At 36.3% G+C, this 14,639-nt stretch carries 13 protein-coding genes; 9 read left to right on the top strand and 4 right to left on the bottom strand.

Translation table 11 applies throughout. The features are described from left to right. Positions 1–24 precede the first annotated feature (24 nt). Positions 25–1,233, bottom strand: a complete 1,209-nt coding sequence (locus RMB06_RS11135; RefSeq protein WP_167563441.1) for an aspartate aminotransferase family protein — start codon at positions 1,231–1,233, stop codon at positions 25–27. A gap of 227 nt (positions 1,234–1,460) precedes the next feature. On the opposite strand from RMB06_RS11135, the gene grxD reads away from it, so the two are divergent. Continuing rightward, positions 1,461–1,802: a Grx4 family monothiol glutaredoxin gene (grxD, locus tag RMB06_RS11130; protein WP_002120913.1), complete on the top strand. Its 342-nt coding sequence runs from the start codon at positions 1,461–1,463 to the stop codon at positions 1,800–1,802. A gap of 47 nt (positions 1,803–1,849) precedes the next feature. Here the strand turns inward: grxD and RMB06_RS11125 are convergent, their stop codons facing one another. Then, positions 1,850–2,173, bottom strand: coding sequence for a hypothetical protein (locus tag RMB06_RS11125; protein ID WP_002121003.1), 324 nt, complete (start codon positions 2,171–2,173; stop codon positions 1,850–1,852). A 242-nt stretch (positions 2,174–2,415) separates the two neighbouring features. Between RMB06_RS11125 and RMB06_RS11120 the strand changes: the two genes are divergently transcribed. Next, positions 2,416–3,315: a LysR family transcriptional regulator gene (locus RMB06_RS11120; protein ID WP_002120927.1), complete on the top strand. Its 900-nt coding sequence runs from the start codon at positions 2,416–2,418 to the stop codon at positions 3,313–3,315. 48 nt (positions 3,316–3,363) lie between these two features. Here RMB06_RS11120 and map read toward each other — a convergent pair whose 3' ends face one another. Further along, the gene (map, locus tag RMB06_RS11115) at positions 3,364–4,158 is read right to left on the bottom strand and encodes a type I methionyl aminopeptidase (RefSeq protein WP_002121088.1); all 795 of its coding nucleotides are present in this window, start codon (positions 4,156–4,158) and stop codon (positions 3,364–3,366) included. Between the two features lie 353 nt (positions 4,159–4,511). Between map and brnQ the strand changes: the two genes are divergently transcribed. From brnQ to RMB06_RS11100, 3 genes are all read left to right on the top strand, one after another. Then, on the top strand, positions 4,512–5,813 hold the full coding sequence (gene brnQ / locus RMB06_RS11110; RefSeq protein WP_005073945.1) for a branched-chain amino acid transport system II carrier protein: 1,302 nt from the start codon (positions 4,512–4,514) through the stop codon (positions 5,811–5,813). Positions 5,814–6,002: 189 nt separating this feature from the next. Continuing rightward, entirely contained in the window at positions 6,003–6,422 is a 420-nt protein-coding gene (locus RMB06_RS11105) for a heme-binding protein (RefSeq protein ID WP_014206963.1), read from the top strand. A gap of 259 nt (positions 6,423–6,681) precedes the next feature. After that, positions 6,682–6,936 carry a hypothetical protein gene (locus tag RMB06_RS11100; RefSeq protein ID WP_005068965.1) on the top strand — a complete coding sequence of 85 codons (255 nt, stop codon included), beginning with the start codon at positions 6,682–6,684 and terminating at the stop codon, positions 6,934–6,936. A gap of 25 nt (positions 6,937–6,961) precedes the next feature. Here RMB06_RS11100 and RMB06_RS11095 read toward each other — a convergent pair whose 3' ends face one another. Beyond that, entirely contained in the window at positions 6,962–7,417 is a 456-nt protein-coding gene (locus RMB06_RS11095; protein WP_032003796.1) for a hypothetical protein, read from the bottom strand. A gap of 141 nt (positions 7,418–7,558) precedes the next feature. On the opposite strand from RMB06_RS11095, the gene RMB06_RS11090 reads away from it, so the two are divergent. From RMB06_RS11090 to RMB06_RS11075, 4 genes are all read left to right on the top strand, one after another. Further along, positions 7,559–8,419 (top strand): alpha/beta fold hydrolase, encoded by an 861-nt coding sequence (locus tag RMB06_RS11090; protein ID WP_005068960.1) that lies wholly within the window; start codon positions 7,559–7,561, stop codon positions 8,417–8,419. Between the two features lie 316 nt (positions 8,420–8,735). After that, positions 8,736–11,588, top strand: coding sequence for a phosphoenolpyruvate--protein phosphotransferase (ptsP, locus tag RMB06_RS11085; protein ID WP_130172500.1), 2,853 nt, complete (start codon positions 8,736–8,738; stop codon positions 11,586–11,588). Positions 11,589–11,603: 15 nt separating this feature from the next. Then, complete coding sequence (gene pfkB / locus RMB06_RS11080; protein ID WP_130172499.1) at positions 11,604–12,551, top strand: 1-phosphofructokinase; 948 nt, start codon at positions 11,604–11,606, stop codon at positions 12,549–12,551. Continuing rightward, a complete protein-coding gene (locus RMB06_RS11075; protein WP_311079478.1) occupies positions 12,538–14,256 on the top strand; it encodes a fructose-specific PTS transporter subunit EIIC in 1,719 nt (572 codons plus the stop codon). The genes pfkB and RMB06_RS11075 overlap by 14 nt, the downstream gene beginning before the upstream one ends. Positions 14,257–14,639 lie beyond the last annotated feature (383 nt).

Here is a 14,639-nt window from a genome sequence, read left to right as displayed (position 1 = left end):
CCCATTTTTTATTGATGTAAAAACTTAAAGATAGTTATTAATTAAAGCAACTAAACGCTCTAGCAAGTCATCAGCCTGTGTTTGAGTCATGTTAATTGGTGGCAATAAACGCACTACTGAACCAGCTGTAACATTAATAATAAGTTTATGTTGATCTCGAGCTATTGCAACGAGCTCAGCGCAGTCTCTAGGCAATTGAATACCAATCATCATACCAAAGCCACGTACTTGCACATCTTTATGTGCCAATTGCGCACGTAATTGATCAACAATATAACCACCAACAACTGCCGCGTTTTCTACAGCATTCTCTTTTTGGATTGTATCAATTACTGTATAAACCACACGAGAACCTAGCACTGTGCCACCATAAGTAGACCCATGGCTACCAGGTCCTAATAAGCCAACAGCTTTACCTTGTGTCATTACAGCACCTACTGGAAAGCCATTTCCAAGGCCTTTCGCAGTGGTAAGAACATCCGGCACAATGTTTGTATGCTGATAAGCAAAATACTTACCGGTACGGCCGTTACCTGTTTGGATTTCATCTAACATCATTAGCCAGTTATGTTGATTACATATGGTGCGGACTTCTTCAAGATAGCTAAAGCCTTGAGGTGCTGTATTAATACCACCCTCACCTTGAATAGGTTCAATCAAAATCGCAACAATATCTGGGTGCTGCAAAGCAGCTTCTTGAATTGCTTCTATATCACCAAATGGCACACGAATAAAATCATTGGTTAAAGGAGCAAAACCATCTTGTACTTTCTTATTACCAGTAGCTGAAAGTGTTGCTAAAGTACGACCATGAAATGATTGCTCTGCCACAATTATCTTTGGTGAGCTTACACCTTGTTGAGTACCAAATTTACGAGCAATTTTAATGGCGCCTTCATTTGACTCTGCACCACTGTTTGAAAAGAAGATCTCTTCCATCCCTGAAACTTCAGCAAGCTTCTGAGCAGCTGCCGTTTGCCAAGGAATCTCAAATAAGTTACTCGTATGCACAAGTGTTGCAGCTTGTTCAGCAATTGCTTCTGCAATGACTGGATGCGCATGACCTAAACCACATACAGCAATACCGGTTAAAGCATCTAAATACTCTGTGCCATCTTCGGTATATAGATATGCCCCTCGGCCTCGTACAAAACTGATCGCTTGGCGACCATAAGTAGCCATTAAATGTGATGGTTGATCAGGTTGTATTGGAGCTAGGGTAATATCATTCATAACGAACTCTGTCTGTATGAGGTTTTAAGAAGGGTTTATATAAGCAAAAACTGGCTCTGATGAAAAGTCTCATCACTCATTTATCTAAAATTTCGTCCGCTTTTTACTATCGCTTCGGTTTATACAATAAAATATTGAATATTCAATGCAACTTTAAGTAATCAGGTGGTTTGCAAAGCAATGTAAACACCCCCTATAATGCTGCTAGATTAGTTGAGGATCTCTTTATGACTGAACAAGCACGTGATACTGAAGCGTTAATCCGCGATCAAATTGCGAAGCATCCCGTTTTACTTTACATGAAAGGCACTCCACAGTTTCCACAATGTGGTTTCTCTGCACGTGCTGTAGAGGCGCTCAGTCAAATTGGTCGTCCATTTGCATATGTAAATATTTTGGAAAACCCTGATATTCGTGCAACCTTACCAAAAATTGCGAACTGGCCAACATTCCCGCAACTTTGGGTAAATGGCGAACTTATTGGCGGTAGCGATATCATGCTCGAAATGTTCCAAAATGGCGAATTAAAACCATTAGTTGAACAATATAGCGCAGCGCCAGAAGCGTAAATAATAAAAAAGCCAATCAATAGATTGGCTTTTTTATACTCTCAATTTTAACGATCACTTACCCCAACATAGCGAAATAAATTTTCCACACCTAAATCAGATTTTAAAATAATTAGATTTTCATAAGTTGTTGTCGTGAGAGCTTCAAAAATATTCATATTCGGATCTTCGTGCAACTCATCCACATTTTGATCCATACACTCTTCAAATCGATCAGCAATAAATTCAAACCCCAAATCCATAGCAATAAATAAGGTATGTTCACATGGCTGAATATATTGTTCTTGCGCCCAGTCAATTATTGCTTGTTTGCAAAATGGACATTCAATATTCGCAGAAGCATCGTTAAGTTCAATTAATTGATAGTGCATTAGATTTGAAAAGAATAGAAAATTGTAGTGTAAAAGAAATTAATTGAAAGTTCTAGAAAAGACTAGAACCACTCATCAAAAAACACACAATAAAATTACATTGTAATGACAAAATAATTTCAAATTCTCAGTTAAAGGAAATATCTTAGTATATGTTTTAATTACAAAAAATTTAGTTTAAGAATTATCGTTGCAAAAATAATAATGTAAAATCATGGTTGTTGCAGAAATAGGATATTTTAATGCTCACTGATCTTGATGATTTTTATTGTTTTGCTCTCGTCGTTGAGCATGGTGGTTTTAGTGCTGCTGAGCGTGTAACGGATATACCAAAATCAAAACTAAGTCGTCGCGTATATAGCCTAGAAGAAAACTTAGGCGTTCGCCTGATTCAACGCAGCTCTCGTCATTTTGCTGTTACAGATATTGGGATGGATATTTATAGACATGCTCAAGTCATGATGAATGCTGCACAAGCTGCTCATGATTTGGTTGATCATCTAAGCATTCAACCTAGAGGTGTTGTAAAGGTTAGTGTTCCTGTTGATATTGCTCAAAATCAACTGCCTAAAATTTTGCCTGCTTTCTTAAAAAAATATCCAGAAATTCGTTTGCAACTTATGGTCAGCAATCGTCGAGTAGATGTCATTAATGAAGGAATTGATATTGCTTTACGTGTTCGCTCAAAACTAGATGATGATCCAAGTTTAGTTCTTAGACAGTTTGCACTTATTGAACAGAGTCTATTTGCAAGTCAAGCATATCTAAATGAATTTGGAGATATAAAAAATCCAGAACAACTTAGTGAGCATCGCATTTTAAGTTTGTCAGAAGAGCATCTTGATCAACAATTCCTTTTGCATGGTCCAGACAATCAGCAAAAGAAAATCAAAGTCAGCCCTATCGTAATGGGTACAAATATCCATATGTTGGCGCAATTAGCGAGTCAAAACTGTGGTATCGCTTTGCTTCCAGAGAGTGCAGCAGAAGATTTTCTAAAATCTGGACAACTTGTGCAAATATTACCAGAATGGAAAGCTCCTCACGGTATATTACATGCCGTATATCCATCACGCCGAGGGTTACTACCTGCTGTACGAGTATTTATCGATTATTTGGTAGAACATCTTTCTGAGCATTAAAATGAATTAAAATAAAAAAGTTCGATAATTATCGAACTTTTTTTATTTTTAAATTACAGGATAGTTTCCTACACCTTCAGGCCAAGGTGTTAAGAGTTCAAAGCCAGTGTCCGTTACAGCAACCATATGTTCCCATTGCGCAGATAACGAAAGATCTTGAGTAATAACTGTCCATCCGTCATTTAATTCTTTAACCTGTGGTCTACCCGCATTAATCATCGGTTCAATCGTAAAGACCATACCTTTTTTTAATACTAAGCCTTGGCCGCGCTGTCCATAATGTAAAACATTAGGTTGTTCATGATAAACCTTACCAATCCCATGACCACAATATTCTCGAACAATGCTATACCCTTCTCGATGAGCAACTGACTGAATAGCATAACCAATATCGCCTAGTGTAGCTCCTGGCTTAACAGCATGAATCCCAGCAACCATCGCTTCATAAGTTGTATCAACCAGTTTTTTTGCTTGCGGGTTTACATCACCCACAAAATACATGCGGCTCGTATCACCAAAATAGCCATCTTTAATAATTGCGACATCAATATTAATAATATCGCCATCTTTTAAAATCTTATTCGGTGACGGAATTCCATGGCAAACTACTTCATTTACTGATGTACATATTGTTTTAGTAAAACCATGATATCCCACATTCGCAGGAATAACTTTTAAAGTATTTACAATATAGTCATTACACAGGTTATCTAAATATTCCGTAGATACACCCGGTTTAATATATGCCCCTATCATTTCTAAAACTTGTGCAGCCAAGCGTCCAGAAATTCTTAACTTTTCCAGATCTTGTTCAGTTTTTATTGTAACAGTAGAAGCTCTCATTCAGTTTTATCCTCGTAGACACTGCTTTTTACCACGCCTACAAAAATGTAAGTTAATTTAGAATATTCTAGAACGGATATAGGATAGGCTGGAAGCATTAAATGCCCAAATATTCAACATTCATAATAGAAATTCATACTTTTATTTTTGCATAGTTTCTTTAAAAAGTCAGAGACAAAAAATGATTTCCTAATTTCTTTCAATGGTTTTTCAAACACATACCTTAACCAATTGATATTTTTAATATCTACTAAAGGTTTTTATGCTCTGAAAAAAATCTTTTTCACATAAAATACCGCTTGATCATGCTCTCGTTTGCTCTAAAATTCCTTTTTTTTTATTAATTTTAATTTATGCAACATCTTCGTACTGGAGATATTATTGCCCTAGGTTTTATGACCTTTGCTCTTTTTATTGGAGCTGGCAATATTATCTTTCCTCCCATTGTCGCTCAACAAGCCGGTGATCATGTATGGCTAGCCGCTATAGGCTTTTTGATTACTGCAGTTGGTCTACCTGTAATTACCATCATGGCACTCTCTCGTATGCAGGGTTCCATTGAAATTATTAGCTCTCCTCTCGGGCGAGTAGCAAGTCTGATTTTAACTGTTGTTTGTTATTTATCAGTAGGCCCTTTATTTGCTACCCCACGTACAGCTACTGTTTCTTATGAAATTGGTTTTTCATCTTATTTTGGAACATCAAGTAGTAGCCTTTTAATTTACAGCGCAATTTATTTTTCATTTGTAACTGTAGTTTCACTTTATCCAAACAAGTTATTGGATACTGTTGGTCATGTGCTTGCTCCGCTAAAAATTATTGCTTTAGCAATTTTAGGTATTGCAGCAGTTATGATCCCAGCGGGTTACGTCCCTGCTCCAATCAACCATTACGTTGAATCTCCAGTTTCGGAAGGTTTCGTAAATGGTTATCTCACTATGGATACTTTAGGCGCACTAGTATTCGGTATCGTAATTATTCAAGCGATTTATTCGCGTGGTGTTACTGATAAAAAATTAGTCACTAAGTATGCGATTATTGCCAGTCTTATTTCTGGTGCAGGTCTTACTTTAGTCTATTTAAGCTTATTCAAATTAGGTGTAGGTAGTCATGAAGTAGCACCAAATGCAGCAAATGGTGCAGTAATTTTACATGCGTATGTTCAACATGCTTTTGGCAATATGGGTTCATTATTCTTAACTGGACTAATTTTTCTAGCATGTATGGTGACAGCGATTGGCTTAACTTGTGCTTGCGGTGAGTATTTTGCTCAGTTAACTAAATTGCCTTACAAACTTTTAGTATTCATTTTAGTTGGTTTCTCTTTCATTATTTCTAATCTTGGATTAACCAAACTTATTGCTGTATCAGTACCTGTTTTAAGTGCAATTTATCCACCAGCCATTGTTGTAATTATGCTGAGCTTCTTTTGGAAATTTTGGCACAAACCCTCTTTTATTGTCGGTTCAGTAACAAGTATTGCTTTAATTTTCGGTATTATTGACGGTATTAAAGTTGCTGGTTTTGGTGATTATTTACCTGCATTTCTTCAACATTTACCTTTAAATGAACAAAATTTAGCTTGGTTGATCCCATCTTTAGTTGTTCTAGCAATTACCGTAATTATCGACAAAGTTAAATTTAAAAACATTTAATCTAGTGTCTTTTTTGAAATCGAGTTTTACCCAAACATGATTTTATATATTGAATAAAATGCTGAGTTTACCCAACCGGCATTTTATTTCCACACTACTTTCAATGACAAATCAACTATAGATATAATCAGTTTTTACTGTAAAATTACACTAAAATAATTTTTAGCTTACTAGGAAAGAAGAGCAACAATGAAAAGTAAATATTACCTAACACAAGCAGACGCAGAGTTTTTAATGGAAGAAGCTCAAAAATATGCAATTGAACACAACTTTAAAGTCAGTATCGCTATTGTTGATGAAACAAGTTCTCTACTGTTGATGAAACGTTTAGATGGTGCTTCACCTTTATCCTCACATTTATGCTTAGAAAAAGCAAAATGCTCTTCAATATCAGGTAGACCTTCAAAATTTTATGAAGAACTTCTACAAAGTGGACGCTTAGGTTTTTTAAGTATGCCTAGTGCTCAAGGAATGTTAGAAGGTGGAAAACCGATTATTTATGACGGGCAAATTTTAGGGGCGATTGGCGTTTCTGGTGTTCAATCTTTTGAAGATGCAGAAATTGCTCAACATGCGATTGATACATTTTTAAAAAAACAAAACAGCTAACCTGAAATGATAGAAAAGAGAAATTATTACACTTTTCATTAAAATATTTTCTCTTTTCTAAAACCTTAAGTATTTTATACAAAAATATTTAATATTTACTTTTTTAATACCTTAACCTTTTATAAACATAGAGTTTTTTATAAAACTGTTCAAAAAATTTTCTATTCACTATTGAATTGAATTAAAAATAGAAGTACAACATTAAACTTATTCTTGACTAAAACATTCGGTTTTAGCGCAACCACAAGGAGGGATGGAGATGTTATCATTACATTTCAACAAACAAGTCTTCATTAACACTCTGAACAGCAAAGATTCAGTTGTTTATGGAGTAACACCGCTTGCTCTTATGCTGACTTTACTGTTTCAAGGTATGATTAAAGGAAATCTGAAACCCGAATACTTTATGTATGCGATGGTTGTTTCTTTCATATTTTGTGTGTGGGCCTTTGTCGACCATAAGATGCGAAAACTAGCTAAAAGACGTCTTAGTCAACAAAACTCGAATACTTAAAAAATGGATGAGCAATCATCCATTTTTATACATCCAAAAATAAAAAAATTGTTCCGATAACTAAAATAGCTGTAGCTACTAATTCAGTCAAAATTAATCCCACCATCATTAAAGTCATCATCCATGAAGGTAAGCTAAAACGACCTAGCTTGTGAGGACGTTTGAATTGATTTGTTGTGTCCTGTAAATAGCCATGTATGATATAAACCAGAATTGAAAAACTAAAAAATAGAATATTTGCGAACACACACCATAAAGTAATATTTTCATTTAAAACAGTAAAATAACTTAATACAGCTAGAATTAAGCTAGCAGCTGCATATAACAAACTACTTCGATGCGCGATATCCACATAATAATGAGCACGACTTAATTCTGAATGGCGTATTTGCCAATATTTCCATACCCCAGTTAACATTCCTATCCATAAAAATATGCCACTAAACACAATTGCGAGCTGTACAGCTTTTGGTAAATCCATCTTTTTTCCAATTATTTGTTTTATTCAAATTTAATGAGCTATATAACATAAATATTGACTTTATAGTCACATTTTAACCAAGTTTCATTTCGGAACTCGTGTAAATTAAAGATATCAATAAACCAATCACTACGAAATATTATGGATAACACTTTTGAATCATTTTGGATGACCTGTAAAGATGGTTATCAACTTGCTGCACATTTTTATCCAGCTCAATCCCCAAAATCAGCAAATCCCGTATTGATCTGTCCAGCAACAGGTATTACTAAAAACTTCTATCATTCTTTTGCTACATGGTTAAGCGAACAAGGATATGACGTATTAAGCTTTGATTTCCGTGGAATTGGAGGCTCTTTACACGGGTCTTTGAAGCAAAGTACAGCAAGTATTAATGATTGGGGAGTTCTCGATATTCCTTGTGCAATTGATACGTTATTAGAAAAAACTAAAGCAGAACAAGTTACCCTTCTTGGCCATAGTGCTGGTGGGCAGCTATTAGGAATTGTTCCTAATTTTCATAAAGTAGCAAAAGTTATCGCGGTCGCAGGTTCCACTGGCCATGTAAAAGGTCTTAAAGGTAAAACCAAGTTTTTAGCACCGGTAATGTTCAATGTCATCTTTCCAATTTCTAGTGCTTTTAAAGGTTATGGTGCTACTCAATTTATTGGAATGGGAGAAAACTTACCTAAAAAAGTCGCCCAACAGTGGCGAGAATTTTGCAGCCATCCTGGCTATGTGAAAAATGCTATAGGTAAAACAGTCCATCATGATTTTCATAGTGAAATTATCTGCCCTATTACTTCAATTTGGGCAAGTGACGATGAAATTGCAACCGAGCGTAACGTTGAAGATTTATTAAAACTTTATCCTAATGCGCCCACAAAAATGCTAGAGCTAAATCCCATGAAACTTGGGCATAAATCAATTGGGCACATGCTAATGTTTAAAAAATCACATCAAAACTTATGGTCACTTTTAGAACAGGAAATCCAACACTAATCTATTGATCTTTTACTTTTGCCTCTATACCCGTAATCCGGTATAGAGGTTTTTTTTAATATTAATACCCACTTCTTTTATAAAGTTAGTTTATTAACCTAATAATTATCATAAGAAAACAAAATATATTAATCACCTATTCCTTTGTATTAAAAACAAGCATTATTTACGTAAATACGTCGATATAGCTTTAAAGTTCTGCTATCGTTATTTATACGAAGCTGTTGTTTAAAAACGGTTAAACTAACCTTTTTTTAATATTAACAGCTTCTTTTTTTCTGTTTAGCTAAACCAAAGAAATTGTTCAAGGATAAGTATGCTAGCACTAGAGCCTCGACATATTCATATGAATCAACATGCTGTTGATAAAAAGCATGCATTACAGTGTCTAGTAGATATATTGGTAAAAGATGGGTTAGTTACACCTGACTACATTACAGGACTCATTAATCGCGAACAACAAAGTGCCACCTATTTAGGTCAAGGCATTGCTATTCCCCACGGTACAGCCCAATCTCGCGAATTTATTCTAGAAACAGGTATCCGTTTAGCTCACTTTCCAGAAGGAATTATATGGGATGGTGAAAACAGAATTTATTTAGCTGTTGTTATTGCAGCAAAATCTGATGAACATTTACAAGTTCTACAAATATTAACTCGAGCTTTAATGCATGATGTAAGTGAACAGGTAAAAAATGCTAAACAACCTGAACAAATTATTGAAATCTTACAAGCTCAACCATTATCTTTAACTTTGCATGAGAATTTAATTCAAACTGAAATTGAATCTCAAGATATTGAAGATTTATTTTGGTCAGCATCTCAGATTCTAAAAAAGCACAATTTCGTAAAGTGCGGCTTTCTAAGTTCACTTGACCCTGATCAAGTTATTCAACTACAAGATCAAATCTGGTCTATTTCAAGTAGTAAGTTTGTTCAACAACCAGCAATCAGTATCGTAAAGCCTCGCCATGCTTTAGAGCTAGGTGAAAAAAAGTTAAATACGCTAGTTTGTATAGCTGCCAATGAACAATTAGATAGCCAGAGATTTAATCGACTGATTGATATTCTGTTTAATCCAGAGCAAGTTGCACAATTAGACCAAACACAAGCACCAAATGAAATTGCTAAAATCATTGGTGCAGATGTTATTCCCGATTGGCCCCACCGTTCTGTTGTACTCGCTAATGCACATGGATTACATGCTCGACCAGCAACTCATTTAGTAAACCTAACAAAAAGTTTTCAAGGTGATATCCAAGTCGCAGTAGATGAAGGCAATTTTGTTTCAGCTAAAAGTTTGACACGTCTCTTAGCTTTAGGTTGTAAACGCGGCCAAACTTTACGTTTCATTGCTGAACCAGAAACGGATGCAGTTGAAGCTTTAGATAAAGTTATTCTGGCAGTACAACAAGGCTTAGGTGAAGAAGTTGAACCTATAAAATCTTCAGACATCAAAGTAGAGCAATCTAGTGAAATCCCAAGCCATTCAAAACCACTTAGCACAAATACAGGAATTGCTGCTTCAAGCGGTTTAGCTTTTGGCCCTGTACATGTAATTAAACCTAAGGTTTACCAATATGAACGCATGGGCTTAAGTGTCAAAGCAGAAAAAGAAAAACTTGATATTGCACTTCACGCAGTTAAAAACAATATTCACCAAGTTATTGCAAAATCTGAAGTGGCTGAAATTAAGCAAATCTTCCAAGCACATTTGGAAATGCTTGATGACCCAGATCTTATTAATGGTGTTTATCAAAAGATTAACCTAAATCTTTCTGCTCCTGCTGCCTGGCATGAGCATATTGAAGCAGCAGCCAAAGAGCAAGCAGCTTTACCAGATCGATTATTAGCTGAGCGTGCTACAGACTTACGTGATATTGGTGATCGCGTTTTGGCTCAACTCTGCGGTGAGGTCATCATCGAAGAACCTAAAGAACCTTATATATTGATCATGTATGACGTGGGACCAAGTGATGTAGCCCGCCTTAATAAAGATCGTGTAGCAGGTATTTTGACCGCCGTAGGTGGTGCAAGCGCTCATAGTGCTATTGTTGCTCGTGCTCTAGGTATCCCTGCAATTGTTGGCGCTGGTGATCAAGTACTAGATATTGAGCAAAAAAGTTCTCTTTTAATTAATGGAGACACCGGAGCTTTTATCTTAAATCCTAATGCTCAACAAATCGAACAAGCAAAACAAGAACGAGACCTTCAGAAAAAAATTCGTGAAGAAGCTGAACGTCACAGCCAAGAACCTGCGATTACTCTAGATCAACATCAAATCGAAATTGCTGCCAATTTAGGAAAAGTTCAAGCAACAGCCCATGCGGTTGAATATGGCGCTGAAGCAATTGGCCTACTCAGGACTGAGCTTGTTTTTATGGCGCATAGTAGCGCTCCGAGTGAAGCTACCCAAGAAGCAGATTATCGTATTGTTTTAGATGCTCTAGCGGGCCGCCCTCTCGTAGTACGTACGCTAGATGTAGGTGGTGACAAACCGCTTCCTTACCTTCCAATTGCTGAAGAAGAAAATCCATTTTTAGGTCTAAGAGGTATCCGTTTAACGCTAAGACAGCCTGAATTGTTGCGTCAACAACTTATTGCTTTGCTTAAAGCTGCAGATGACCGCCCTCTAAGAATCATGTTTCCAATGATTGGCCGTGTGGAAGAATGGCGTGCTGCAAAAACTATTCTTGATGAAGTTAAAGCTGTACATCCATGCACCAACTTACAAGTTGGTATCATGATTGAAGTTCCTTCTGCTGCTTTACTTGCACCTATTCTCGCGAAAGAAGTGGACTTTTTCAGTATCGGAACAAATGACTTAACTCAATATACTTTAGCTATTGACCGTGGTCACCCTATCCTCTCGGCTGAAGCAGATGGCCTCCACCCAAGTATTTTGCAATTGATTGATCAAACTGTAAAAGCTGCACATAAATATGGAAAATGGGTTGGTGTATGTGGTGAACTCGCAGCCGATCCAAAAGCTGTACCTATTCTGATGGGCTTAGGAGTGGATGAGCTTAGTATGTCACCGAATAGTATTCCTTTGGTTAAAGCCCAAATTCGTACACTTAACTACAGTCAAGCTCAAGTGCTTGCAAAGCGTGCACTTGAATGTGATAGCGCTACTGCTGTACGTCAGTTATCCGAACAAGAAATGTAAAGATTAGGAATGGTAATGGCTAAAGTTTTAACAATTACTTTAAATCCTGCAATTGATGTGACTATACAACTCAAAGAGTTACAGATAGGTCAAGTAAACCGCCAAGAATCTGTAGAAATACATGCGGCAGGCAAAGGTTTAAATATTGCACAAGTTTTAAAAGATTTGGGGCATGAGGTTGTTGTTTCTGGTTTTCTAGGAGCAACAAACAGACAGATTTTCGATGACCATTTTAAAGAAGCTCAATTTCAACCTGAATTTATTTATATTGAAGGTGAAACTCGCCAAAATATAAAAATTGCTGAACATTCGGGACGTATGACTGATTTGAATGGAAAAGGTTTTTTCATATCTGAACTAGATAAGAAAAACCTCTTTCAAAAAATCGAGATGATTTTGCCTCAGGTAGATGTGGTTGCTATTGCTGGAAGCCTACCACAAGGTTTTAGTGCTGATGAGTTACAACAACTTATTAAACTTATTCAAGAGCAAGGTAAAAATGTTGCACTTGATACAAGTGGTAAAGCGTTGGTTGCTGCAATTGAATGTCAACCTTGGATGATTAAACCAAATACAGATGAGTTAGTAGAAAGTTATCAGCTTCCTGCTACAACCTATGCTGAACAAAAAAAACTTTTTGCAAACTTAGCTAAAATTGAACATGTGGTTATTTCGATGGGTGAAGACGGTGTAAACTGGTTAAATGACACTCACCCACTTCATGCCACAGCACCTAAAGTGATAGTTAAAAGTACAGTTGGTGCGGGTGACTCTCTTTTAGCAGGGATGATTCATGGCTTATTGGGTGGCTTCTCTGCCGAAGAAACATTAAAAACTGCTACCGCAATTGCAAGCCACGCTGTAACACAAATAGGCTTTCGTATTCCTAATACTGAAAAGCTAAACCAATTAAAAGCCCAAACTATAATCAATTCATTGAGTGAATCTGATGCCAACTACTAAACGTTTATTATTTGTTATTAATAGTCCGCAACAGCAAGTCAATGCTTTGATTTTAGCTCGTAAACTTGCACAAGTCGCGTCTCAACAGGGTTATCAAAACAGCATTATTTCGCTTGATGAATTCGAGGTGAATGAAAGCTTTGACCAAGTTATCGTTGTTGGACAACGCCCGAAAAATCTTAATATTTTTGGTACACACCCTTTATCTTTCATTAACATTGAAGAGATCAAAAGTGATACTGATTCAGCTCTTCAAACTGCTTTAGATCATTTTAAATCTGCTCAAGACTGGCAAAATGATAATAGCTTATCAGCAACTACAGCTAAAAAATTTGTTGCGATCACTGCGTGTCCTACGGGTGTCGCGCATACTTTTATGGCAGCCGAAGCTTTACAGCAAGGCGCAGAAAAGCTCGGTTATGAGATTGAAGTAGAAACTCAAGGTTCCGTTGGCGCAAAAAATATCTTATCACCTCAAGCTATTGCTGATGCGGACATCGTCATTCTTGCGACTGACATTGAAGTTAATACAGACCGTTTTGTAGGTAAACGTGTTTATAGATGTAGTACAGGTTTTGCTCTAAAGCAAACAGATAAAGCTTTTGCTGAGGCAATCAGCAATGCGCAAGTTTTAGAACAAGGTAAGCAACAAACTTCTGCAGAAAACAAAGATAAAACCGAAAAAGTTGGCGTATATAAACATCTCTTAACGGGTGTCTCTTATATGTTACCTATGGTGGTGGCGGGAGGTCTTTTAATTGCTCTGTCTTTATGCTTTGGCCTTAATGCAGCTGAACAAGCAGGCAGCTTACCGGCTATATTAAAACAAATTGGTGCCGCTGCATTTATGCTTATGGTTCCAATGTTATCTGGTTATATCGCCTACTCGATTGCTGATCGCCCTGGCCTCGCACCTGGTTTAATTGGCGGCTTACTTGCTTCTCAGTTACAAGCAGGTTTTTTAGGAGGTATTGTCTCAGGTTTTCTTGCAGGCTATATCGCACTATTTATCGCTAAAAAACTTAAACTTCCAACTAGTTTAGAAGCACTTAAACCCATTCTAATTATTCCGTTATTAGGCACATTATTTGTTGGTCTAATTATGTTTTATGTGGTTGGACAGCCAGTAGCACATATTTTTGAGCTAATGAAAGATTTCTTAAATAACATGGGTACAACAAATGCCGTGTTAATGGGAATTATATTAGCAAGCATGATGTGTATTGATTTAGGTGGACCAATCAATAAAGCAGCCTACGCTTTTACTGTTGGACTGCTGACAACAAACACGTATATGCCTATGGCAGCTACAATGGCTGGCGGCATGGTTCCTGCTATTGGTATGGCTATTGCGACTTTCATTGCTAAAAATAAATTTAGTACAGGAGAGAAAGATGCTGGAAAAGCAGCTTTCGTATTAGGTTTATGTTTTATTTCTGAAGGTGCTATTCCTTTTGCAGCTAAAGACCCAATGCGTGTTATTCCAACCTGCATTTTAGGTGGAGCTGTGACTGGAGCACTCGTTGCCTTATTCCATTGTGAGTTGGTTACTCCTCACGGCGGTGTATTTGTTCTTTTAATTCCCAATGCGATTAATCATGCTTGGTTATATCTTGGTGCAATTGCTGCTGGTAGTATTGTTACAGGGATAAGCTATGCGATTGTTAAGAAAAAAATAGAAGAAAAAGCTGTGACTGTTTCATAATTAAAAAGGGAGAATATAAATTCTCCCTTTTTTTATAAATTATATGTGCCTGATCTCATAAAAATTTAAACTGAAAACTATTTAATATTTAATTTTCTTTCTCTGAGACTTAAATCATTTAATCTGAATAGCTCTTGCCATAATCTGTGTTGGCACTTCTTCTGCGAGCATTACGGTTAGAGTTGGCTCTTTTGAGATTTAATGGATAAAATTTATTGAAATTATAATTTATAGACAAAAATACCTCTATTTCAAAAGCTTAGTATTTAAAATAATGTTTGAAATTTATTAATAAAAATCAGTTATTTAATATAGAAATCTAATTTTATTTTACTAAATAATAGATGTTTCATGTTAAATGTATGGTAAATTTCGGCAACACC

This window comes from Acinetobacter sp. V104_13 (assembly GCF_031798995.1).
GTDB classification, from domain to species: Bacteria; Pseudomonadota; Gammaproteobacteria; order Pseudomonadales; family Moraxellaceae; genus Acinetobacter; species Acinetobacter pittii.
This window is presented reverse-complemented; position numbering and strand designations above follow the sequence as displayed.

Bases quoted from the DNA above. Each gene is read 5' to 3' on its own strand.
- map (WP_002121088.1), bottom strand. From the start codon at position 4,158: ATGAGAGCTTCTACTGTTACAATAAAAACTGAACAAGATCTGGAAAAG.
- RMB06_RS11075 (WP_311079478.1), top strand. From the start codon at position 12,538: ATGCCAACTACTAAACGTTTATTATTTGTTATTAATAGTCCGCAACAG.
- RMB06_RS11120 (WP_002120927.1), top strand. From the start codon at position 2,416: ATGCTCACTGATCTTGATGATTTTTATTGTTTTGCTCTCGTCGTTGAG.
- RMB06_RS11105 (WP_014206963.1), top strand. From the start codon at position 6,003: ATGAAAAGTAAATATTACCTAACACAAGCAGACGCAGAGTTTTTAATG.
- ptsP (WP_130172500.1), top strand. From the start codon at position 8,736: ATGCTAGCACTAGAGCCTCGACATATTCATATGAATCAACATGCTGTT.
- RMB06_RS11125 (WP_002121003.1), bottom strand. From the start codon at position 2,173: ATGCACTATCAATTAATTGAACTTAACGATGCTTCTGCGAATATTGAA.
- RMB06_RS11095 (WP_032003796.1), bottom strand. From the start codon at position 7,417: ATGGATTTACCAAAAGCTGTACAGCTCGCAATTGTGTTTAGTGGCATA.
- pfkB (WP_130172499.1), top strand. From the start codon at position 11,604: ATGGCTAAAGTTTTAACAATTACTTTAAATCCTGCAATTGATGTGACT.
- RMB06_RS11090 (WP_005068960.1), top strand. From the start codon at position 7,559: ATGGATAACACTTTTGAATCATTTTGGATGACCTGTAAAGATGGTTAT.
- brnQ (WP_005073945.1), top strand. From the start codon at position 4,512: ATGCAACATCTTCGTACTGGAGATATTATTGCCCTAGGTTTTATGACC.
- RMB06_RS11135 (WP_167563441.1), bottom strand. From the start codon at position 1,233: ATGAATGATATTACCCTAGCTCCAATACAACCTGATCAACCATCACAT.
- RMB06_RS11100 (WP_005068965.1), top strand. From the start codon at position 6,682: ATGTTATCATTACATTTCAACAAACAAGTCTTCATTAACACTCTGAAC.
- grxD (WP_002120913.1), top strand. From the start codon at position 1,461: ATGACTGAACAAGCACGTGATACTGAAGCGTTAATCCGCGATCAAATT.